The organism is Rhizobium sp. CG4, assembly GCF_023701965.1.
Lineage (GTDB): Bacteria > Pseudomonadota > Alphaproteobacteria > Rhizobiales > Rhizobiaceae > Agrobacterium.
On the sequence record NZ_JABAEG010000015.1, the window covers coordinates 1 to 22,655 of the forward strand.

At 55.3% G+C, this 22,655-nt stretch carries 15 protein-coding genes and 3 pseudogenes; 6 read left to right on the top strand and 12 right to left on the bottom strand.

The features are described 5' to 3' along the window. A partial coding sequence (locus tag HGO37_RS25960; protein ID WP_250985904.1) for an RHE_PE00001 family protein occupies nt 1–1,064 on the top strand: 1,064 nt, incomplete at its 5' end. A gap of 215 nt (nt 1,065–1,279) precedes the next feature. Here HGO37_RS25960 and HGO37_RS25965 read toward each other — a convergent pair. The 9 genes and pseudogenes from HGO37_RS25965 to HGO37_RS26000 form a co-directional block, all read right to left on the bottom strand. Next, complete coding sequence (locus HGO37_RS25965) at nt 1,280–4,366, bottom strand: AAA family ATPase (RefSeq protein WP_250985905.1); 3,087 nt, start codon at nt 4,364–4,366, stop codon at nt 1,280–1,282. Then, the gene (locus HGO37_RS25970) at nt 4,363–5,064 is read right to left on the bottom strand and encodes an ABC-three component system middle component 1 (protein WP_250985906.1); all 702 of its coding nucleotides are present in this window, start codon (nt 5,062–5,064) and stop codon (nt 4,363–4,365) included. Before HGO37_RS25970 ends, HGO37_RS25965 begins: the two co-directional genes overlap by 4 nt. Beyond that, complete coding sequence (locus HGO37_RS25975; RefSeq protein ID WP_250985907.1) at nt 5,064–7,562, bottom strand: ABC-three component system protein; 2,499 nt, start codon at nt 7,560–7,562, stop codon at nt 5,064–5,066. Before HGO37_RS25975 ends, HGO37_RS25970 begins: the two co-directional genes overlap by 1 nt. A 634-nt stretch (nt 7,563–8,196) precedes the next feature. Next, entirely contained in the window at nt 8,197–9,138 is a 942-nt protein-coding gene (locus HGO37_RS25980) for a DUF2971 domain-containing protein (RefSeq protein ID WP_250985908.1), read from the bottom strand. Nucleotides 9,139–9,145: 7 nt separating this feature from the next. Further along, nucleotides 9,146–9,742: a hypothetical protein gene (locus HGO37_RS25985; protein WP_250985909.1), complete on the bottom strand. Its 597-nt coding sequence runs from the start codon at nt 9,740–9,742 to the stop codon at nt 9,146–9,148. Beyond that, the gene (locus HGO37_RS26605) at nt 9,628–10,056 is read right to left on the bottom strand and encodes a DUF4238 domain-containing protein (RefSeq protein ID WP_352230607.1); all 429 of its coding nucleotides are present in this window, start codon (nt 10,054–10,056) and stop codon (nt 9,628–9,630) included. The genes HGO37_RS25985 and HGO37_RS26605 overlap by 115 nt, the downstream gene beginning before the upstream one ends. A gap of 223 nt (nt 10,057–10,279) precedes the next feature. Continuing rightward, nucleotides 10,280–11,269, bottom strand: a complete 990-nt coding sequence (locus tag HGO37_RS25990) for a DarT ssDNA thymidine ADP-ribosyltransferase family protein (protein WP_250985910.1) — start codon at nt 11,267–11,269, stop codon at nt 10,280–10,282. Further along, entirely contained in the window at nt 11,260–12,171 is a 912-nt protein-coding gene (locus HGO37_RS25995; RefSeq protein WP_250985911.1) for a macro domain-containing protein, read from the bottom strand. Before HGO37_RS25995 ends, HGO37_RS25990 begins: the two co-directional genes overlap by 10 nt. A 603-nt stretch (nt 12,172–12,774) precedes the next feature. Next, a pseudogene (locus HGO37_RS26000) lies at nt 12,775–12,888 on the bottom strand (DUF1348 family protein); the annotation flags it as partial. 203 nt (nt 12,889–13,091) lie between these two features. Here HGO37_RS26000 and HGO37_RS26005 point away from each other — a divergent pair. Next, the gene (locus HGO37_RS26005; RefSeq protein ID WP_250985912.1) at nt 13,092–13,838 is read left to right on the top strand and encodes a hypothetical protein; all 747 of its coding nucleotides are present in this window, start codon (nt 13,092–13,094) and stop codon (nt 13,836–13,838) included. 176 nt (nt 13,839–14,014) lie between these two features. Here HGO37_RS26005 and HGO37_RS26010 read toward each other — a convergent pair. After that, nucleotides 14,015–14,297: pseudogene (locus HGO37_RS26010) on the bottom strand (PRC-barrel domain-containing protein). 265 nt (nt 14,298–14,562) lie between these two features. On the opposite strand from HGO37_RS26010, the gene HGO37_RS26015 reads away from it, so the two are divergent. Beyond that, on the top strand, nt 14,563–14,874 hold the full coding sequence (locus tag HGO37_RS26015; RefSeq protein WP_250985913.1) for a hypothetical protein: 312 nt from the start codon (nt 14,563–14,565) through the stop codon (nt 14,872–14,874). 124 nt (nt 14,875–14,998) lie between these two features. Here HGO37_RS26015 and HGO37_RS26020 read toward each other — a convergent pair. Both HGO37_RS26020 and ligD read right to left on the bottom strand, forming a co-directional pair. After that, nucleotides 14,999–15,772: pseudogene (locus HGO37_RS26020) on the bottom strand (SOS response-associated peptidase). Nucleotides 15,773–15,834: 62 nt separating this feature from the next. Next, nucleotides 15,835–16,887 (bottom strand): non-homologous end-joining DNA ligase, encoded by a 1,053-nt coding sequence (ligD, locus tag HGO37_RS26025; protein WP_250985914.1) that lies wholly within the window; start codon nt 16,885–16,887, stop codon nt 15,835–15,837. A 271-nt stretch (nt 16,888–17,158) separates the two neighbouring features. Between ligD and HGO37_RS26030 the strand changes: the two genes are divergently transcribed. From HGO37_RS26030 to HGO37_RS26040, 3 genes are read left to right on the top strand one after another with little or no spacing between them, the layout of a single operon-like run. Continuing rightward, the gene (locus HGO37_RS26030) at nt 17,159–17,926 is read left to right on the top strand and encodes an ImuA family protein (protein ID WP_250985915.1); all 768 of its coding nucleotides are present in this window, start codon (nt 17,159–17,161) and stop codon (nt 17,924–17,926) included. Continuing rightward, complete coding sequence (locus HGO37_RS26035) at nt 17,847–19,358, top strand: Y-family DNA polymerase (protein ID WP_250985916.1); 1,512 nt, start codon at nt 17,847–17,849, stop codon at nt 19,356–19,358. Before HGO37_RS26030 ends, HGO37_RS26035 begins: the two co-directional genes overlap by 80 nt. Continuing rightward, the gene (locus tag HGO37_RS26040; protein WP_250985917.1) at nt 19,355–22,609 is read left to right on the top strand and encodes an error-prone DNA polymerase; all 3,255 of its coding nucleotides are present in this window, start codon (nt 19,355–19,357) and stop codon (nt 22,607–22,609) included. The genes HGO37_RS26035 and HGO37_RS26040 overlap by 4 nt, the downstream gene beginning before the upstream one ends. Nucleotides 22,610–22,655 lie beyond the last annotated feature (46 nt).

Genomic DNA, 22,655 nt, shown 5'->3' on the forward strand with positions numbered 1-22,655 from the left:
TCGATGAGCGTGTTGCCCGCTCATCCGTCGGTGCTAGCTGGTGTGAGCGCCAGAATTTTAGCGACGCCTGTGCGTCTCTGTGGATCGACGGTGAGTTGGTGCATCTCGAAGACCTCGTCCTCCATGATGCCACTCGCGATGTGCGTGCCCCAACCCATGAACTGACCATCGCCCGCGATGTTTTGAAAACCCGTCGGCGGATCGTCGCGCAACCATCCAATTGGGCACTGTCGCCAAACGGCATCAGAAGTTTGCGGCAGGCGTCCACCGAACTGTCATGGCCTGCAGAAACTTCTGGAAAGACAGGTTCGGTCGCGAAAAATGAGATCGCGGATAATAATCCGGTCGCGGCAGGGGACGGGACTTTTGAGGACGGCGACACAGATCAGCCACCTGACGAATTCGCCGAGATTGATGCGCTCTTGGCCCGCACGGAAGCCGCCATCGCCCAAGCTCGAACACCGGGCCGGGTCGACCCGGCCGAAAAAGATCCGCTGGTCTATGATCTCGACTGGGATGAAGATGCCCGGCTTGAGGAATGGCGCACGGTGCTGCGACAGGCCAGAGATCTGCCGGCGGTGTTGCAGGCGATTGTTGTGCTCGACGCCTGGAACAGTTTGGATGTGCTGCAGCATGCGCCGTGGCTTGGTCGGTTGCTGTCGGCCGCGCTTTTGCGGCAGGCCGGCATCACCACGCAAAACCATCTCGCCGCCATCAATACCGGCCTGAAAACCATTCCGGTCGATCGCCGCCGCCATCGCAGCCGCGAAGTCCGACTGCTGGCAATCGCTGAAGGCTTTGTCGCGACAGCCGAGATTGGCTTGAAGGAACATGACCGGTTGGCACTGGCCCGCCAGATGATGGAGCGCAAACTGTTGGGCCGCCGCACCTCGTCCAAAATCCCCGAACTGATCGAGCTTGTCATCGCAAAGCCTCTGGTCTCCGCCGGCATGATTTCAAAAACCCTCGACGTCACACCGCAGGCCGCCCGGCGCATTGTTCAGGAACTTGGCCTGCGCGAGATGACGGGCAGGGGAAGGTTTCGGGCTTGGGGAACCTTATAGTCGATTAGGATTGGCGAAAGGAAATTATGACTTACAATGTCAATCGAGCAGAAACTGTAGCTATTTCCACATGCAGTCAAAATGACCTACACTTAAGAACATTCCTAGTAGAATTACCATCGGAGACAACGTCTAAAGGTGCCCGTTGAGGTAGTTTGCGAGATAAGTATTTTTGCCTGGTCCGGCGATTCACCACATGTCGAAGAGTAGGACGCTTAGGCGAACTTAGCGACGGATTCCTCAAGTAAACGGCTAGCGGCGGCATTGTGGCGCGGTGGCTCTATTCGGACACCGTCCTTAGAAGCGCCGACCAGTTCGACGACGGTACACGGCAAACCTGCCGCATCGAACTTGCGAGCGATGAACTCACCTTCATCACGCTTATGGCTAGACATTAGTAGCTGGTAGCCCTCGAGCTCCACCAGATTTCGCATCACATCGACAAAGGCTGCCGCATGGATGATGTCATTGTGCTGCAGGGGATCGTCGAGCAAAAGCGCGCGCCAGCGTGACCAGCGATAGGCCGTGCTTGCTGCGCATAGGATGCTGAAGCCGTTTGCCGCCATCTGGCCCTCACTCAGGACCAGTTGCGGCGGGAGAGACGTTCTGTATTGAGAGTTTTCGATCGGATCGGCGTAGCGGAGCGCCATAGTAAGCGACGATCTTTCAACAGTATGGTCAGCCGTAAACTGCACGGTTTCACCCGGAGTGCTCAGGAGCGCGCGGTTGAATGCCTCGATCAAGTCATTGAGCGGCAGTAGGAATTTTGTCGAAAAAGCATCGGCTTCCTCTTTGAGCTTCTCGCCATAGGCCATGACCGCATCGCGTGTCTCGCAAGTCAGCTCTAGCGCCGAGCGCGCGGCCACGAGCCTTGCTTGGAGGGTCTGTTCGCGGACGACAGGGTTATCTGCCGCTCCAACGCCACCAAGCCGCTCCATGAGCTTGCACAACTCGTGAAGGTCGTTCTGTCCGAGCCATGCTTCATAGGCTCGAGAAAGCGCGCCGGTATCTTCCAAATATTGAGTTAGCGTGGTGCTACGATCGCTGAGCGCCACAGTTCTCGCGTCAATGGCCTGTAACGATGGAACTCCTAACATGCCTGCTTCCTGCCATGCCCTCAGCGCCGAAGTGCGGGAAGAATTGGCATCGGAGCACGCTTTCGCAATTCGATCCCGGTCGGCCTCAGCCGTAGCGAGTCGCTCCCGAGCCGCGGATTCCGCATTGGTAGCTATTGCCCTTTTAAGCGTTAAGTCATCCAAGCTGGTCCGAGCTGTGTCTAGCGCATGCAATTGCGCTTCGACCGCCGCGGCGGCCGAATCACTACTCCATGGCTGTGGGAGCATGCTAAGGCGTTCCCACATGGATTTAAGCGTTATGTCGTTCACTGTCCGACGCTGTACAGCGACTGCCAACCGCTCATCAAGCGAAGCGAGCGATGCAGACAGCGAGTCTAGGCGCGATTGCGCCACGCTGACATCGATCGAGCTGCCACCGACAGCTCGAACATGAGCAGCACGCGCTCGGCCTGCCTGTGCAAGTTGTTCGCTGACAAATGTGGTAAAAGAAGTGTCGGCATGGATATCGAGTGCCTCAGCAATGTTGCCGCGCTCCATCGCAGCGGCTTCCTCTTCTGCCAGTGCGAGATTTTCTGCTCTGATAGCTGCAGAAGTTAGGGCATGTGCCTGGCTGAGTGCCTGCCTAGCTGCTTCTGTTGCATCGGCAAGCGTACTTACCGACCTTACTTCCTCGGCCAATTGGGCGTCCTGAGCGGCCAAGGAATTGCGAGCGCGTTTCTGGAGGTTGCCGGGCTCGAAGCGAGTGGCACAAACTGGGCAGTCGGTGTCGTCGTGTCCAATATGCGCGGTAAGACCCGACAAAAGTTCGGCTAGTTCGGAAGCATCACGCTGGTGGGACGCCAGGCGTTCTCGAGCCATGGCTTCGGTATCTTGCGCCTTGCTGACTGCCACCTCGAGGGCGGGTAGCTCAGTGCGCGCTCGATCAGCCGCAGCTCTAGTCGAAATAGCTGCATCGCGGAGCTCGCGTGCGGACGCTTCCTGCGCTTCAAGGGCTGAAGCGCGTGAAGACCAGAGTTGAAGCGCCGCGTGTTCGCTCTCTAAGCGCCCAAGGGCCGCTTGTGCCTGCTGAGCGCGATCTAGATCGGCCTGTGCGTCAGCAGCGCTTTGTTGGCAAATTTCCCGATCTGCCGCGAGTGAAATAGCAAGATCCCGCACTCCTTGCTGCTCGTTCTCAAGAGCAGCAAATTCTGCGATTGCTGTGCGCTCGCGAACGCGCTCGCTATGCTCAGATTGCACGCGGGCAACGAGCTCGGCCTGCTCCGCTGCGGCCTTGTCTGCTTCGTTTGCCGATAACATTGCCTGGGTTAGGTGCGCGGTGGCCGCCGCGACTGCCTCGTCTGCTACCGCTCGACGCAAGCTGTGGGCTTCGAGGTTCGCAGATGATAAACTGAACTGGTCAACGATAGACCGGAGACCATCAGATGCAGCACGATCCTGAGCGAGCTCACGTTCTTTTTCTTCGATCGTTGACCGGACCAGAGAGAGCCGAGCTGTCAGGTGGCCTAACGGATTTCCGTCGAGGACGAGAAAACCTTCTAGGGTGGCTAGGCGCTGCTGAAGCTCAGCTTCTGACTGCGCCCCTAGTGCGGCACCACGCGCACGCAACTCGGCCAACTTCGCCGCATATGCCTGCCATTCCTCAAGCGCGCCAGCAGCTCTCGAAACCGCGATCTCCTCGGTTTCTGCCCGGCGCTTGAAAGCGTTCATAGTAGCTCGGCCGCGTAGTGTAGTGCGAATCTCTTCGAGGCGGTCGATGCCGCTCGGGCCCTTGAGAGCCTCCCATTGGTCGGTCTTCTGGCGGCTGGTGAAGCGCTGTTGGGACGCTTGCCCAAGAAAATGTGTGAAACCTAAATAGGCACCGATGTCATCTATCTTGGTCCAACTGGAATCTTTGAGCAGTGCGATCAAGACGTTTTTATCGGGCTCTTCGAGGAACCCACGCGTCAAGGGCGATCCTTCGGAAAATCTTAGGCTGACCATATGGCTTCCCGGCAAGGCATCGCGACGGGTGATGTAGTCACTCTCTTTAAGGCGGCCAACATAATTTTCGAAACGGCGAATTCGGCCGGTCAGACCCCATTCTATGCCATCGAAGAAACTGCTTTTCCCTAGTCCGTTCGTTCCGACGAGCAATGTCAGGCCCGGGCCGGGCGCTACAGGAAGCCTGAAATCGCCGAAGGTTCGAAAATCCTGAAGATGAACTTCCCGAAGATAAGTCTTGTTCATTTTGCGCTCCGTCGTTGCCAGGAAGCCACCAGATTCCCAACAAGTTGGTCCGCTTCTACCCCCGGCTCGCTCGCGGCGCGAATCCATTCGCCTGCTGTATCCCTAGGAACGTCGCCATAGGACGCCACACTGCTCACATTGTCGAGTGGCGCCATGGAGAAGATGGCACGAGTGACCCAGGGCCGAGAGAGGAAGGTGCGTTTTGAGAAATCTTCGAAACTACGTTCGTCGGCAGCGGCGTCCTTGGGACGCAGCCAGACTAGCTTTCTGGCAACGCGTTCGTCTCGCTCGGCAATCAGCGCCAGCGCACGCCATCGATCGACACTTTCACTGCCTCGAGGACCAAGCAAGATTGCATGGAGATCGAGTGCTGCCTGAGGGCTTAGATAGGACCGGATCACGACGCATTGGTTTCGCACGCGTCTGACGACGTCCCTTATTTCTTCCTCATCCGGAGCCTCGGGCAGCATTGTCAAGAGCACAGGATAGCGTCCAAGTTGAAAGCCGCGGACATGATTGGGCAAATCACTGGCCTCGATGCGGGCAGATGGAGTGTCACTGCCGCCCGCGAATATTCTCCCAGCAAACTCGGGCCTCACTTCGACAGCAAGATTAGCGTGGATCGCTCGCGCGGCGAGGAGGCCTTGAACTGTATCAAGAGTTTTCTGGACCGGAGACGTAGCAGAAGATTCGCTCATTATGAAACTCCAGCGGGTTCAATTGCGGCGTGCAACTTAGCGAAATGGTCTTCCTCGATACCGCGCAAAAGGTTTTCGAGCTCCTGTGCGCCGGTGTGAGCAGCAGCTCGGAAACGCTGATCGACAGTGATCAATAGCTTTCCACCCGTGCCGGGTTCCACCAGTAATGGTATATCACTGCCAGTACTGTTTAGCGAGTTGTTGGCCGCGGCCAAAAGCGACGCGGGTATAGTTTGCATTGGCAGTAGAACAAATTCTGCCGTCCAGGCGTGCCGCATGGCGGCCAGCAGCATCTCCTCGCTATCGATTAGCCCTGCGGCACAAGTATGACCTGTTCGTTGAGTTTCGCCGATGTCACGCCCAAGGTTGCCCGGTCGTGTTAGGCGGGGTGTTGTAACCTGCCATGTCGTTGCGACGGCAAGTGCGACTGCGCATGCCCGCACGAGTTGCGGGAGGAGTCGAGATCCAGCGACAACCGACGCGCCAACAACGGCATCTTCATCGTCGACCGCACACAAGGATAGCCTTATGAAACGTGACAAAAGCTCGGGGTCGGCTTGGAATCGAGAGACCCAATCAGCCCAGATCGGTACCATTTGGCGACGAAGATCGGGCGCCGCGATGAAGGATACAAAATGGCCGGGATCCTCGGCCTGCAGCATGTAGCGCGTTAAGTGGAGATTCACAGTTCGGATAAGCCAAGTGTCGAGCGCGCCGTTAATAATTGTCGCGAGATCATCCGTGGGCATTATGATGGGATCTTGTATTGAAGGATGGCCTCCGAGCGCTTTCAGCTGTGGCATATGCAACCCGGCTGCGATCGAAGACCCGCTCGATAATGCCGACAGGAACGGGTGCCATCGTGCGACATCAACGCGAAGATCAACACGTGGAGCATGGATGGCCAAGCGAGCCACTGCATGCGCCATAGTGTTTCCGAGTTGCTCGGGCGCATCTATCACTGTCAACTCGAGAGGCTGAGCGTCGTTGGACCAGAGTGCTCCGACCTCGGTTGGTCCCAGTTCACCCGTCCACCGTGCTCCGCCTTCTGTCAAACAGATTTTGGCCGTTCTCGGCAAAGCGGCCATCATAGCGGCCAGCTGATATCTCGGGGGCGGTAGATTTGCCAGCTGCGAGAGCCGCTTGAAATAGTTTCGTGTTACCGGGTTGAGCTTTGGTGCAATGCTATCGGCGGGAAAGCTCTGGACCCAAGCCTCATGCTCAGCAACATAACCTTCGAGAAGGTTGGCAAATGGTTGGCGGATTGAGGCCCGCCCAGGCCCGCGTCGGGCAATTACCCAGTCAGTAACTGCGATTTCGGTCCCGCAGAGGAAGCGCCGGGACCCTGGTCGATCGCCTAGCTCGGATGGTACGCGAGACATATCATCACAGACAAGATGGACGAAAGTCTGCGGACCTGGGCGCGCACAAGCTTTCCGCAGTAGATATACTGCGACGCGATTCAGCCGCGCTGTCTTAACAGATAACAGTTCCGGCTCACGCGTCTGGAAGAAAAGTTGAACACCGGCGCGCAGTTGACCTTGCATTTGATCAACCAGGCCAAGGGCTTCTACTTGGGTACCGATGGCGTTTTCGTATGCTGATATAAAGTCGAAACCCTGCCCCACGGCGGCGTCGGCCATCGCCTGCCCATCGATTTCCAAAATCGACTCGCGGAGGTCTTGGACGCCCTGACGTTGTGCGATTCCGCGGACTATATCGTCATGCCGGAAGGTTGCGCTGGCAGCGGCTATCAGGTCGATGAGCCCTCCGTCACCATTGCCGCTAACGAGGAATGTGGGTCGGGGGTTTCCATCGATTTCCGCACCCGGAACGCCGGCATCGTGCCAGTAACTCGCCGTTTCGGTGCCTGCCAGCGCGAAGCGGTCTTCTAAGCCAAACCCGATCGCCAAGACGACAACGTCAACTTCAATTGATAAGTTTTCGCGCACGCCTTCGACCCCTTCGCGTTCGAAGGCTACAATAAAGCGTCCGTTATGGGGGGTCACAGCTGTTACTTGATGCTGCTCACGCACCACCAGCCTCCCATCAGTCGCATTTCTGACTTCTCCGAATGCATGCAGGACGTCCCTACGGACATCAACTGCTGATCCAGAGTCCCAGTCCAGCAGCGGCAGCTCAGCTCTTTCGTGAACTGCCTCGTAGTTCGGCCAGTCATATATATGTGGGTCAATACGTCGACGTCGTGAATCTCCCTGCAAAGGCAATAGGTGGTGGGCTTTCTCGAAAAGGTGGACGCTAACGCCGCCCTGTAACGCGAGCCCAGCAGAAATAGTCAGTCCGGCTGCACCACCGCCGATGACTGCAACACGCGCGTTAGCCGGAAGCCGGTGCTCGTGGAAGAGCGCATGCGCGAGTTCAAGAGCTCTGACTTGCTGCGAATAGAAAGTGATTCGTGTGTCATAACATCCAAGGACGTAGACACCCGGATGGGCCGCTATACTGGATCCCGCGATGATATCTGCAGGATTTAGCATTTTCGTAAAACATCCGCAGCATAGGTTGCCCCAAGCCTTCGCGCACCGGAGCGGTCGAAGCCGTTTCGCATGGTCCTCACGACAGTTAGGCTTCCCAAATGTGAGCTCGTTGTAGATTGCCCCGACGTCGTCTTTCCGACCAGTATGTAGAGTCGTTTCTTCCGTTCACCAGCCCCTCCCGATGCGATCATTCACCACGCATTTGATCGCACATCACAACGAGCATTTCTAGAGCTTAATAAAGTTAGGGTTGCGGTCGGAGTGCGACGCCGACTGAACGGAAACCTCTGTGGCGGTTACATTTTTTATGGCTATGATAGGGTGATCGAGCGGCGATTTTCCCTGTTCATCGGCGTGCCACACTATCCGCAATCGCTTCCGACTCTACTGATCGAACCCTTCTCATGCGGAAACCAAACTCCGCGAAGCAACTTTGAGACGTGTCAAAAATATGCACTTTAATAAAAGTCGCTCTTTGTTTCCAAAATCGCTCGGGAAGCTTGGCGACCGCATCTCAAACTTGTATGCGCCTGAAATAGACCTGTTTCAATTTATCGTGATCCGCACACCTACGTCCTGTAATCTTGTGCGCTGACTTTAAACAGCAACCTTATAGGAGCTGGAGAATGTCTTTCTATAATTCTACAAGGGTAAACGTTCCCGCCATGCGTTGTGGCGCCGTCTGCTGAAGTTTGGCGTGCGGGTATTTGCGTCTCGTTACATCGCGAACCTCGTCGATTGTTGCAGGAGAAGCTTTTGATCCAATGATAATGGCCGAGACAGCCCTTGGTGGAAAAGACCGCAGGTGTATTTGGTCGGACCCCAAATCAACGGTTTTCTCGATGTGCTTAATAGAGCAGTTAAGACGCCATTCGCGCTCCGAAGCCCAGTCGATTGTCTTTGATGAGAACGCTGCCTGTAAATTTTCAAACGGCTCATCTAACTGGTCATCGAAATAAATGATCTTCTGCAATTTCGACTCGTTTGGTTTATTGTCGCGTTTAAACCATTCGTTATTTGTGTCGAAAACAACAACAACGCCAGTATGTCCGCCGCCGTAATGCGCCCACATTGCGGGTAAATCGAACCTCTCAGAAAGTGAAAAGCACAAGATCTGTGAGCCTAGCTCTTCTAAAAAGTCTTCGGGCTTTTTCACCTCATCAAACGTTTGAGCGAACATATCCAGCATGACGCCGACTTGGGCTCTTAGAGCGTCCTCGATGGTCATACCAGTCTGTTGCTTAAGTAGCTGTCTGACTCGAGACGTCGATATTCTTAGACCACGGTCAGCAAGACTGCTCTTTAACTGGTCTTCTACACGTTCCGGCGTCATTGTTTCCGCGATAGCGTTATTCATGAGCTTCTTGAACTTCGGACCGGTAAACGACTTAAACGTTTTCCTGATTTCAAAGCTATCGTTGGTGTTGATCAGGTGAGTGAAACGCACCATGCCATCCTCAAGAACATCCCTGATACGGTCGGCAATCATATACTTGTAAAGGCAAGATGGAGGTGTCGCTTCGACCCCGCCAAACTCCTCTGGTTTCAATAGATCGGAAAATCTCGAAACTGACATTGGGTACTCACTGGGAATCCAACTGGTTCACCCAATACTCTAGATTCACCTTTGATGACGCAATGGCTTCCTCTGCTCTGCTCAGTTGTTCGAGATTAACGACTTCTACGTCCAGCAGGGCGGCGGTCTTCCGCGCTCTGACAGGGGATGTCTGATTTGCTGGTGGTGAGCATAGAAGCGCTACGTTTTTGCTTAATGGTACCGAGAAACCCAGCCCCAAGTCCTTATTCGGCAATGGGTTTGAACCGAGAATAAATTCGTTTGAACATGAGTCATAGAGGGTGAGGTCCATCGTGTAGATGTGATCTGCCAGTGGAAATCTGGCCTCCAGTGCCTCAGTTTGCGGTAAGGCGGGATCGTAGGGCAGCATCGAAGCAATTTGATCGGCGCTAGCTAGAATGACTTCTTTCGAACAAGTTGTCAGATATGTGAAAAGTTCCTCGTCGATGCCAGCCCCAAACTTTGCGATCAAATCAACATTGAAAGTCTCTAGATCGGGATAGGTGTGGATGGTAGCCAGCTCGGCTGTGAAAGAAGAGGCGAGGGGGCTGTATCGATCATTACATTCGGATGACGGCTCGTTGCAATACCAAGCCACCTGCACAGTGACCGCCAGTCATCCTCGGCCAGTGGCGTGCCAAATGGAAGGACGGCTTTGATCAGTCGCGATGCCTCGCTCTCCCATTTCGAAAGTTGATCCTCCACGTCATCGGAAGCTCTCCAGCCTTCATCGAATACGATATAGGTCCAGTCCGAGGTCATCGTGTCACCAACAGAAGCTCTGACAACACTTCCTCGTTCAGTTTTAAACAGACCTCCAGTATTACTTCTAAAATGCTTTTGCCAGAATCTCGGCACGAAATGCTGATTTGGTTTCTCAAGCTTCAATGGCGCACTGAAATCAACCACTATTTGCACCCGTCGTAGTTATCAAGCCCTGCCCGCAGGTCGTTTCGATCGATCAAATGCGGAACCGATCCCGCGCGCTCCACAGTCTAGTTAACTTGGGGCCGGTCACATAAGTTCTCATCGTTCGCCTTTAGCTTACGGTTTTGCTATGCTCTTGTTCCATCTCCAAGATTCTTGCAATTCGGCTCGCAGTCTGCCGTACAATGTACATTGTATTCGGACAGGGAAGAGATCACAGGAATATGTCTTGGCCTACCATCATGTAAGCCCGATAAGCAAGATGTCCCTCAAGCACGATTTCCACTAGATAGCGGCCGTCGGGTAAGGTGCCGTTGAACCGCCAACTAGTTGCAGGCGGCTGCGGGATAGCATCTATCGCGCTGTTCTCAAAGCTTAGGGCAATTGCTCCGTCTGAAGCCAGCGCTGTAACGCGGATGCTAATCTGTTGGCGATCTTGCCTTGGATTGAAGCGCGCGACTATTCCTTTGTTATCTATCATAACCTTCTCTACGAAGGTGAACCTACGGTCGAACACTTGTAGATCATCAGATATCTGTATCGCTGGTCTCCAAAAGTCAGCCTTTGTGCCGAGCATGTGTAAGAGGGTATCTTTTTCTGCTTCAGTGCGGCAGTAAATCCACTGGAGGCTTTCAGACAATGGCATTGGCGAGGTGACTAACACCTCGGCGCATCGGTGATCAATGATAGAGCGATCGCCGTTTATTCCACCCTCATGAAATACCTTTTCAAAAGGAATGGCGGAAAAATATTCTTCAGTTTCTCCAGCTTGGGTATAACTGAGCTGCATGTTCCTATCGGAGAAACGAACGCCCGGCCTAATTAAGACTGGTTTTGCTCCAAAGACCATCATCACGAGGATAGGTGCATGCGCTCTCTCACCATGAGTACACTCCCCAGCTTTACGTATCCCCTCAATATGCCATTGTGTAGGAGTGCGGGGTCGAAAATACAAACGGCCGTAGTCGTGCGCTTCGACTCTGGTATCGATCACGCCAGGGGCAGCAACGTCCTTCGCTCGCCCATTTGAAGGGTCATTCCTCGATCTCAAGTGGCCATCGACCAAAATTGCTGCAGCATTTTCGATTGGTGCGTGATGGAACAGTCGACTTGGCCACTTTTCGCGATAGGGCCGATATGACGAACGCATGGCCGTCGCCCACTGCTCGACATGCGTGTCGACAAAGGCAGGGCTCAGTGCCATGGAAGCGCCATCTGTTCATTCGCTTCAGCGGTAACTGGCGGTGCGTCAGGGGAAGGATCTCTAACTTCCAAAGCAAACTCCGGCCGACCTGCGTCAAATCTCTGGATCTCGATCAGCCGGACCATCGGAAGGAGACTGAGCAATGAGATGAGCGGACCGCCGCTCTCAATTGATGCCCAACCAGCTTTCTCTCGTGTTAGAAATCCTTTCTGGAGTGACACCCAGATACCCCAGAGATCTTCTCCGTCAAGTTCCCACTTGGTATTTGCGACGGAAAGACTGAGTATCTCGTCGCGATACTCAGCGTGCAGTCGCTCGTGTGACTGGAGATCTATCAAGTGGGAGCCGGAAAGTTCAACAGCTCTTGGCAGAGCCCTCAAAAAGTCCGAGAAGGCAAATGTCCCGCCAAACTCTGCACTCAGAATTGAAGGAATATGTTCCAAGTGTTCGGGCAGACCAACGGCTTTATCGAAGTCATGGATGAACACGGATATTTTAAGTGGCGAGAGGTAACTCTCCATCAATGGTCGGACGTCGTCCCAGTTAAGCCCACCGTTCCCACACCCTAGGCGAGGAAATGATACTTCACGAATGCCGAGCTCCGCGTGGCCGACCACGAATTTCTGCAAACCTTGCTCGATCCACTCGATTTTTGAGGGATTACGCCAATGGTCCTTTGTTGGGAAGTTCAGAATCCAATTCGTTGTGCCCTTGTAAAGCCACAACTTACCCGGCCGCAAAAGCTTCTGATCACAAATGCGCTTATAGGACTTAAACATTTCGGGTTCACGATCTTTGAATTCTTTTGCGAGCCCCTTGCCCATCACGCCAACGCAGTTGACCGTATTGACCAGCGTTTGTGCCGACGATTCCAGGATACTTGTGCGCCTGTATATAAGCATATCTCTTCCTCGTGTTCTCTGCCGATAGGCTAGCACGGGTCCTCTTAGGTTCAAGGTGCCAAAGTGTAAACAATCAAGTACGCAATCCGGACCGTCTGATTCGGCTCAGCACCTCTCTCCGGAGCCGTCTGTAAAGCTGCTACTTCCAATTTGGAGCGACTGGATATATCCGTGAACTAGCCTGACATTTTACCCCTTGTTTGTCATTCAGACGATCCCATCGCTCTTCCCCGAGCCGCACAAGATAATGTCTGTTTCATTCATACAAATCCGAATCTCTCGATAAAATGCAGCTAAGGGGTGGCATGCTGCGCGATCCACTGTGACTATAGGCCTTCTAAGTTTCAGAATGGCTCAGGTTAGACCCATCCTGGTAGGCTTATTTGTAGCATCGTTCATCGCCTTTTCCCTTTTTTGTTATCGGAACGAATGTTGAACATCAAGTCTTATAGTAACCCAAAGCCGTCTCTTTTCACTGTCGCCAACTGGAAGGTTTTTCAATCCCGCCATCTGTTAGGTGTCGCGAAAATCGGCACGATTGAGCCTAGCGGATGGTCCACCCACGGAACCCTGCACAAATTCCGAGGCAACGGTTAGGTAACTTGTATAGGCCAGAGCGACTTTGGCGGCGTCGCGAGTGTTCCAGCCGTGTTCGGCCAAACGAACCTTATCGACGGCAGTTTCACGGGTGACGGGTGGAAGCGGCGGGCCTGACATGACAATTTCTTTTCCAGATCTGCAACGTGTGCTGGTCGGTAACTACTTTACCTATCGGTAAAATTTGCGTTGACGGCTCGGCTGTCAAGTGGGCCTCTCGTTGGCGTGAGCGGATGAAACTTTAGTGCGCGACAGCGCTACTGTTTGTCGTCACAGATTATTTCGGTAAATTGGGGCGGTGCTTTAATGCTGCTGGGGGCCAGATGAACACGTATTTCGGATATTTGAAGATATTTGAGTGTGAGGAGTATGCCGACCAGTTTCTCGCCGGGAATATATTCTGCAACCCATTGAAGTTCTTTAAGCAGCGTGAAATTGGCGATGATGGCCGGGGAGACCCTCTTGAAGGTGCGATCGGAATTTTGCAGCCACACGAATTAAAGGCAATAACAATCTCTGCGCCAGGAACTGACTTACCCCCACTAAAGCTGAACCAGAATAGCTTGGCGGGTCCGGTTATCTTCCATAGGGATGCAGATCTTTTGCAGCGCGTTTTTTGCATGTACGCGTTTCATTTCCAGAAAGATGAACTTGAATTCACTATGGATGACGTGGACAGCGACATTCGGCTTCAAAGTGTGAAAAACCGCTTTCAAGTGGATGAGAGGTGCTATCAATTGGGCAGCCACGCTGTTTATATTCACAACGGTCAGAAGTTTCTGGAGGCGCTGGGCGCGTTTAGTGATAAGACAGGTCAGAAAATCCAGTACGGATTGGTCAGATATTACGACGATAGCGCAATCACAGGAAGGTTTGCTGAGGGAAACGTAGCTTTCAGAAAATCAAATCGATTTGCATATCAGCGGGAATTCCGATTGGCGTTTGAGGCGAGCGGGACCGCTCCTGTTACGCTCGATGTGGGTGACCTGAGAAGCTATGCAATAAAGCTTCCCTCTCATCAGCTGCGCGATCTAGAAGTTAATGTCGAGTTTTATGACGACCCAGCTTAACGGGATGATAACTTTTATTGCAAGGCTTCTAGGAAAGTCTGGTGTGGTTCAACACGGCCGGGGGCAATTCTTTCCGGTTCTGTGTGACATTCCTCGTCCTAGTGGGTGACGCATATTTTCAGACGAAACAGACCGGCGTCGACGCTGGACCGTTAAATTCAACTCAATTCTAATTTTTAATGACGGTGTTCGGGCATGTCCTTGACTTGGTCTTGGGTCTAGGTCGTCACCGTGTTCATCCCGCATGGAATTGAGGTCGACCAGCGGGACAGCAACCGGCTTTGCACCGATACTAGGAAACCCGCCGACGTTGACGATCGCCTAGCTACCGGCACCCGCGCCATGCACATAATCGACCTTGCCTATCTTATGGTCATCTGCACCGTAGACGGTAGCACCTTCTAGAATAGCCGGCGTGAGTTCGGTGGGAGTGAGGCGGATGTGATTGCTATGATCCATGGTGGTTTCCTCTCCTTCTGAAATAGATGCACCGCTGTCTTGTGCAACCGTCCAGACGCCTTATCTCTGGATGAAATCTCACACGAAGGACAGGGAGCACCGCAATGGAACGACGCAACGTTGATGTGCTGTCGGAATGCATCGTCGAGATCCTGCCGCCTGCGCGCAAAATCCCCGCAGGAACTGATACGGTGACATGTCCATGTTGCCGGAAGGTTAGGAGCAAGTCCGGCATGGACGATGATGGCTGCGGTATCTGTGACGAATGCCTTGCGCCATGACCGGGAGGTCACCGGATATAACGCCACCACTGACCACCTGCTTCGAACATGCACTTTCCAGACTTCCGAACGGCTACGTCAGCGGTCGTTTTGCCGGTCGGCCATGGTCCTTAACAACCAAACGATCGCCGGATGGCAAGAGGATCTGGCTTTACGGCGAGGAGCGTGGCGGAACGGAAATCGTCAGCTTCAACCTCTACAGGCTTTCGACTGACGCTATGGTGTTGAAGCCATGCGAAATGTCATCGGCGAAGGTCATTGATTTTGTACTCAGGTTCGAGCCTCTCTCAGATTGAGAAAGGTTTCGTACGCTCTGTGACTGCGTTCAACGGGAAGCAATCTATCTACCCGAGTCCAGTGCGCGGATTGACTGACATCAGGTCGAAAATCTTCAGATTTCCCGCGTTGCAGGAACTTCAATCACCTTGCCGGCTCTTCGCTGGCGAGGTGCTGGAACAGACCGGGTTGATCGATGGTCTCGCCTTCCTTTGTTACGATTGACGACCCATAGGGTTCGCGTGACGAAATAAACAGCGCATCGTCCGGTAGAGGGCGGGCATAGCCAGATGTCGGTTTCCTCATGTGTCAGCAAGAGCACCGGCATCGCCTTTTCATGGATCGGTTTCACCACCTGGTTCGGGTCGGTGGTGAGAAAACCATAGAGATCGTCGGTGGTTAGGCCATCACTGACTTTTCTGACACTTTGCCATTGCGGCACATGAATACCGGCAAAGAACATCAGCGATTTCTGTTCATCGCGTGCGAACCAGGCATTCGGCACATTTCCGCCTTCCTCTTTGCTTCCGGGATCCGGTTCGGCAAAGCTGGTGACTGGCACAATGCATCGGTGCTCAACACCGAACCATCGCTTCCAATGCGGAAAACTGAGTTTGCGCACATTTGTCGTACCGCGGTCGGCTTCCATGCGGATCAGTTCTTCAAGATCGAAGGACTTGCCCTTTGCTGCGAGCTTTTCCGCCCTGGTCTTTGCCGCCTTCTCCAGGGCGAAGCGCGGCGAGGGTAATCCCCAGCGCGCATGAACCAGTTGCTTCTTCCCGTCTGCGGTGTTGCGAACGATCGGTCCCATCTGGTCGGGGTTCATCTGATAGGCTGGCATCAGGTTGATCAGGCGCTCGGCGTCCTGCGCCCACTGCGAGACCCAATCCCGTCTTCCATGCGATAAAGATTGCACACGTCACGCGATCCCCACTGCTTAGACCAGATGGCGGATAACATGGCGCGTCATACGCAATCCGCTACTCAAGCTGATAAACGTCGGCATTGTCCTGCCGTTCACGCAAACCTTTGTAGGCTGCATGGCGCAGCTTGCCATCGCTCGTCCAGGCACGAAACTCGATTTCGGCTATCAGCGTCGGATGCACCCAGACGATATCCGCCTCTCCGGTATAGGACACCGGCGGCTGTTTCTGCTTCCAGCGCAGCTTGTCCAGCATCTTGCGCAGCTTGGTGGCCTCAGCTTGGCTGACCCCTGTCCCGACGCTGCCAACATCAACGATCGTGCCATCACGGTACGCGCCCAGCAGCAGTGAACCGAAGCCGGTCGGCGAGGCGCTCGATGGCGCATAGCCGACGATGAAAAATGCCTCGCTCGCAACGCATTTGACCTTCACCCAGTCGCCGGTCCGACCGGATCGGTATTGCGCATCGCGGTGTTTGCCAACGATCCCTTCCAGCCCAAGGCGGCAGGCATGTTCGAGCAGGATAGTGGGATCGGCGTCTAGGGTTTCCGATACCCGGATGGCGCCGTCCTGACCCTTCACCGTGTCTTCGAGCAGATGCCGCCGTGATCGGTATTCGATGCCACGCAGATCATGGCCATCGAGATAAAGCAGGTCGAAGGCGTAAAGGATGGCATCGGAGGCGCGCGTGCCGGGTCTTTTGCCCGATGCGCCGAGAGACTGCTGCAGCAATCCGAAATCCGAGCGTCCCTCTTCATCAAGGACAACGGCCTCACCATCGATAATCATCGTCGCTGGTCCAAGCGCGCTTGCCGCCTGTTCGATCGCAGGAAAACGGTGTGTCCAGTCATGGCCGCCACGGGTCAGAATTCTCACGCCCTGCGGCTCGATATGTACAGCAAGGCGGTATCCATCCCATTTCACCTCCCAGGACCATTCGGGTCCTTGAGGCGGATGTGCCTTCAGCTGAGCAAGCGTCGGCTCAACACGCTCCGGCATGGGATCGAACAGCAGCTGTGGCTGAGCCGGATTGCGCTTCCGGCGAGGCTTAGAGCGGATCTTTGCTTCGGTATCACCAAGGAGCGGTTTGGATCTCGGAGACTTCGTCATGCCACCAGTTCAACAGAAAAACCTTAAGGACATTATGACGGTCCTCATATTGTCCCCGCTATCCACCGGGCAGCGCCGGAAGGGTCAAAATTTCTTTGTGTGGCTACACAGCTGATTCTCATGCAGATTCTCTAACTTCTAATGTTCGGAATAGTCTTCGCGCAAATTCGCTGACTTGACTCTTTTCTTGCGCAGGAACAAAAACAGAACATCTACATTTGCACGACATGATGTCGGCCTGCCAACACGACCTTGAAGGGAGCCGTGAACAATGACTGCTGCACGCGCCCCAAGGGTGTCAGACGGTGTGATTGCTGATCTGCGTGAGCGTATCGCGTCGCTCGAAACCACGACACTGAAAAAATCCGGTTGTCTGGCTTTCGGCGTGCCTGAAATGGATGCCGCTCTGCCGGGCGGGGGTCTCGCCCACGGTGCGCTTCACGAGTTTGCCGGAGGTGGAGCTGGCACTATCGATGGTGCGGCCGCTGCTCTTTTTGTGGCTGGCATAGCAGCACGAACGAAGGGACCGATCGTCTGGTGTCTGACACGACCGGATCTGTTTTTCCCGGCGCTCGCGCAGGTCGGCCTGCATGCCGATCGGGTGATCTTTGTCGAGTCCGACAGGGAAGAGGACGTGCTTGCCAATATGGAGGAGGGGCTTTCTTTCGGAGGTCTCGGCGCCGTCGTCGGTGAGCTCGTCCGTTTGCCAATGGTCGGCTCGCGCCGGCTGCAGCTTGCGGCCGAGCGCACAGGCACGATGGCACTGGCCGTTCGCCGTTGGAGGCGACAGACCGAAGCGAGTGACTTCGGGCAGCCGACGGCCTCGACCACCCGGTGGAGGGTGAGCGTGATGCCCTCCGATGAGCTACCGGTTCCAGGCGTTGGAAGGCCGCGTTGGTTTGTGGAGTTGATGCGCGTGAAAGCGGGTGAGTGTGCTGAGTTTCTCGTGAGGGCGTGTGATGACAAGGGTCGTCTCGATCTATCTACCCGATCTGCCGACCGATCGCATTCGCCGCGACGATCCGGCTATTCCGCCTGAACAGGCCATCGCCGTGATCGCCCGAAGCGGATCGAAACGATGGGTGTCGGCGGCTGACACGGCTGCAAGAAAAGCAGGGGTTCGTGTCGGAATGCCGGCGGCCAAAGCGCAGGCGCTGTTTCGCGGCCTGATGATGGTCGACGCAGATCCTCGTATGGATGCTGCGGCGCTGGAGCGGATCACGCTTTGGGCCCTGACGCTCTATTCCCCGATCGTTGCTGTCGACGGAGTGGACGGGATTGTCATGGATACCGAGGGTGCTGATCACTTGCAGGGTGGTGAACTGCCGATGGTGACGAAGATCGCAAACCAGTTCATCGCAAAAAAGCTGACGGCCCGCGTGGCCGTCGCCGATAGCTGGGGTGCCGCGCATGCCTGCGCGCGTGCCATCAGCCGGGAAACCGTTATCGTGCCGATCGGAGAGACCGTGCGTGCTGTCGAAAAACTGCCGATATCGCTACTGCGCCTGCCGCTGAAGATTGTCAGTGACCTCCATACGCTTGGATTCCAGTCCATTGGCGAGTTGGCAAACACTGCGCGCGCACCACTAACCCTTCGCTTTGGTCCGGAAATCGGTCGCCGCCTTGATCAGATGTTCGGACGGGCCTCCGAGCCGATCGATCCGATCCGATCCGTAGACTTGATCGAGGTCAGCCGCGCGTTTGCCGAACCAATTGGTGCTGCCGAGACGATCGACAAATATGTCGGTCGGCTCGTTATCGAATTGATCCACGAGCTTCAGAAAAAGGGGCTCGGTGTAAGACGCGCCGACCTGATCGTCGACAAAGTCGATGGCACCCGGCAGGCGATCCGCGCTGGCACGGTCAAACCGGCTCGCGATGTTGCCTGGTTGACCAAGCTCTTTCGCGATCGCACGGAAAAGATCGAACCGGGTTTCGGCATCGAGAAACTGACACTGGTCGCCATCATGGCCGAGCCGCTTGAAGAGATGCAGAAATCATCGGGTCTGGTGGAAGAAGAGGTCACCGACGTTTCGCCGCTGATCGATATCTATGGCAACCGCGGCCACAGGGTTTTTCGCGTGGCTCCTGTGGCTTCAGATGTCCCCGAGCGTTCGGTCCAGCGTATTAGCGCGGCGGCCGATCCTGTCGCAGTGTCGTGGGTTCATCACTGGCGACGGCCGGTCAGGTTGCTTGTGCGACCTGAACTGATCGAGGTTATTGCCCTGATGCCGGACCATCCGCCGGTTTCCGTCACCTGGCGCGGCAAGCGCCGCAAGGTGAAGCGGGCAGACGGGCCTGAGCGCATATTCGGTGAATGGTGGCAGCGCGACAGCGAAATGGACGCGGTGCGCGATTACTTTGTTGTCGAAGACGAGAGCGGTGAGCGCCTGTGGGTGTTCCGATCCGGCGACGGCGTCGATCCCGAGACCGGAAACCACCGGTGGTTCGTACATGGAATATTCGCATGAGATACGCAGAGCTTCAGGTCACCACGCAATTCTCCTTTCTACGCGGGGCAAGCTCGGCGCAGGAACTGTTCGAAACCGCCAAGATCCTTGGTATCGATGCTGTCGGCGTTGTTGATCGCAACAGTCTGGCGGGCATCGTTCGAGCGCTTGAGGCATCTCGCGGAACAGGGATAAGGCTGGTTGTCGGCTGTCGCCTGGATCTTGCCGATGGCATGTCCGTACTGGTCTATCCCACTGACCGCACCGCTTACTCCCGACTGACCCGGCTGATCACACTCGGCAAGTCGCGCGGCGGTAAGAACAATTGCATCCTGCACTGGGATGATGTGATTGCCTATAGCGACGGCATGATCGGCATACTGGTGCCTGACCTTGCCGACGATGTCTGCGCCATGCGCCTGCGAAAAATGGCTGACATGTTTGCTGACCGTGCCTACGTTTCGCTGTGCCTACGCCGCCGACCGAATGACCAGATGCGGCTTCATGAGATTTCCAATCTGGCAACACGGTTCAAGGTGAGGACGGTGGTCACCAATGACGTGCTGTTTCATGAACCGGGCAGGCGGCAGCTTCAGGACATTGTCACCTGTATTCGAACCGGAACGACCATTGACGACGTCGGTTTCGAGCGGGAGCGCCATGCCGATCGATACCTGAAACCACCGGGGGAGATGTTGCGCCTATTCCCCCGTTATCCCGAAGCCTTGGCACGGACCATGGAAATCGTCGCACGAGCCAAATTCTCGCTTGAAGAGCTGACCTATCAATATCCGGAGGAAGCGATTGTGCCCGGCAAAGATGCCCAGGCCTCGCTGGAACATTATGTCTGGGAATGTGTGCCATCGCGCTATCCGGAAGGTCTGCCGCCCGATGTGCTGAAAACCGTCCGCCATGAACTCGATCTCATCCGCACCATGAAATACGCGCCGTATTTCCTGACGGTGTTTTCGATCGTGCGCTTTGCACGGAATGAAGGGATCCTCTGTCAGGGCCGCGGCTCAGCCGCCAATAGCGCGGTCTGTTATATCCTCGGTGTGACCAGCATCGATCCATCCACTAATGATCTCCTATTTGAGCGTTTCGTCAGCCAGGAACGTGACGAGCCACCGGATATCGATGTCGACTTCGAGCACGAGCGGCGCGAGGAGGTCATCCAGTGGATCTACAAGACCTACACACGAGAGAAGGCAGCACTCTGCGCTACCGTCACCCGATACAGGGCAAAAGGCGCGATCCGTGACGTCGGCAAGGCGCTGGGTCTGCCTGAAGATGTCATCAAGGCGCTGTCATCGGGCATGTGGTCCTGGTCAGAGGAAGTCCCTGACCGCAACATACGCGAGCTCAATCTCAATCCCGAAGACCGTCGGCTCGTCCTGACCCTGAAGCTTGCGCAGCAGTTGATGGGTGCCCCCCGGCATCTTGGTCAGCATCCCGGCGGATTTGTGCTCACCCGTGATCGCCTTGATGATCTGGTCCCGATTGAACCCGCGACGATGAAGGATCGTCAGATCATCGAATGGGACAAGGATGACGTCGAAGCGCTCAAATTCATGAAGGTTGATGTGCTGGCGCTCGGTATGCTGACCTGCATGGCGAAAGCCTTCGAGCTTATCCGCGAGCACAAGGACCGTGATCTCGATCTGTCGAAGATCGAGCAGGAGGATGCCGCGACCTATGCGATGATCCGCAAGGCCGACACGCTCGGCACTTTCCAGATCGAGTCCAGAGCGCAAATGGCCATGTTGCCGCGCCTGAAACCTCAGACGTTTTACGATCTCGTCGTTCAGGTCGCGATCGTCAGACCGGGACCTATCCAGGGTGATATGGTGCATCCCTACCTGCGTCGGCGTGAGGGGAAGGAGCCGGTCGAGTATCCAACGCCCGAACTCGAGGCAGTTCTTGGCAAGACGCTCGGCGTGCCGCTGTTTCAGGAAAGCGCCATGCGCGTCGCTATGGTGTGTGCTGGTTTTACCGGTGGTGAGGCCGACCAGTTGCGCAAGTCGATGGCGACATTCAAGTTCACGGGCGGCGTCAGCAGGTTCAAGGACAAGCTCGTCTCCGGCATGGTGAAGAACGGCTACACCTCGGAATTTGCAGAAAAGACATTCAGCCAGCTCGAAGGTTTTGGCTCTTATGGATTTCCCGAAAGCCATGCAGCGTCGTTCGCGCTGATCGCTTATGCTTCCAACTTCATCAAGTGCCACTATCCGGACGTCTTCTGCGCTGCGCTGATCAACTCACAGCCTATGGGCTTTTATGCGCCAGCCCAGATCGTCGGTGATGCCCGCGCTCATGGCGTCGAGGTCCGGCCAGTCTGTATCAATCGATCCCGTTGGGACTGTACACTTGAGCAGATCGGCAACGGCGGTCGGCATGCTGTCCGTCTCGGGTTTCGGCAGGTAAAAGGACTGGCGATCGCTGACGCGGCGCGCATCGTCGCCGCACGTATGAACAGCAATTTCATCTCAGTCGACGATATGTGGCGCCGCTCCGGCGTACCGTCCGACGCGCTCGTGCAACTGGCCAAAGCTGGCGCATTCCTGCCGTCATTGAAACTTGAACGTCGTGATGCGCTCTGGGCCATCAAGGCATTGCGTGACGAACCTCTGCCGTTGTTTGCGGCTGCAGCTGATCGTGAGATGGCCTCCATTGCCGAGCAGCATGAACCAGAAGTAGTCTTGAGGCCGATGACCGAGGGCCACAACGTCGTGCAGGATTACAGCCACGTGGGGCTGACCCTGCGGGACCATCCCGTCAGCTTTCTTCGCAAGGACCTTTCAACGCGCAACATCATCACCTGTGCGGATGCGATGAATGCCAGGGACGGGCGGTGGGTCTATACGGCGGGACTTGTTCTTGTGCGACAAAAACCGGGATCTGCCAAAGGTGTGATGTTCATCACCATCGAGGATGAAACGGGTCCGGCCAATCTTGTCGTCTGGCCAACATTGTTTGAGAAACGCCGGCGCGTCGTGCTCGGATCCTCAATGATGGCGGTAAACGGTCGTATTCAGCGGGAAGGGGAGGTCGTCCATCTCGTGGCACAACAACTGTTCGATCTGACCTCAGAGCTGTCAGGGCTGGCTGACAGGGACACTGCGTTCAGGCCTCCAACCGGAAGAGGCGACGAATTTGCGCATGGCGGGGGACCGGATTCCCGAGACAGACCTAAGGTGGTACAGCCAAGGGATATGTTTGTCCGTGATCTCCACATTGATACGCTCAAAGTGAAAAGTCGTAATTTTCACTGATTTCCAAATCTCGAATTACAGTTTCGGATCGCTTCAAGAGCGTCGA

What these genes read in the sequence shown, in the direction of transcription:
- HGO37_RS25965 (WP_250985905.1), bottom strand. Translation starts at nt 4,366, where the DNA reads ATGAACAAGACTTATCTTCGGGAAGTTCATCTTCAGGATTTTCGAACC.
- HGO37_RS25970 (WP_250985906.1), bottom strand. Translation starts at nt 5,064, where the DNA reads ATGAGCGAATCTTCTGCTACGTCTCCGGTCCAGAAAACTCTTGATACA.
- HGO37_RS25975 (WP_250985907.1), bottom strand. Translation starts at nt 7,562, where the DNA reads ATGCTAAATCCTGCAGATATCATCGCGGGATCCAGTATAGCGGCCCAT.
- HGO37_RS25980 (WP_250985908.1), bottom strand. Translation starts at nt 9,138, where the DNA reads ATGTCAGTTTCGAGATTTTCCGATCTATTGAAACCAGAGGAGTTTGGC.
- HGO37_RS25990 (WP_250985910.1), bottom strand. Translation starts at nt 11,269, where the DNA reads ATGGCACTGAGCCCTGCCTTTGTCGACACGCATGTCGAGCAGTGGGCG.
- HGO37_RS25995 (WP_250985911.1), bottom strand. Translation starts at nt 12,171, where the DNA reads ATGCTTATATACAGGCGCACAAGTATCCTGGAATCGTCGGCACAAACG.
- HGO37_RS26005 (WP_250985912.1), top strand. Translation starts at nt 13,092, where the DNA reads ATGAACACGTATTTCGGATATTTGAAGATATTTGAGTGTGAGGAGTAT.
- HGO37_RS26015 (WP_250985913.1), top strand. Translation starts at nt 14,563, where the DNA reads ATGCCTTGCGCCATGACCGGGAGGTCACCGGATATAACGCCACCACTG.
- ligD (WP_250985914.1), bottom strand. Translation starts at nt 16,887, where the DNA reads ATGACGAAGTCTCCGAGATCCAAACCGCTCCTTGGTGATACCGAAGCA.
- HGO37_RS26030 (WP_250985915.1), top strand. Translation starts at nt 17,159, where the DNA reads ATGACTGCTGCACGCGCCCCAAGGGTGTCAGACGGTGTGATTGCTGAT.
- HGO37_RS26035 (WP_250985916.1), top strand. Translation starts at nt 17,847, where the DNA reads ATGACAAGGGTCGTCTCGATCTATCTACCCGATCTGCCGACCGATCGC.
- HGO37_RS26040 (WP_250985917.1), top strand. Translation starts at nt 19,355, where the DNA reads ATGAGATACGCAGAGCTTCAGGTCACCACGCAATTCTCCTTTCTACGC.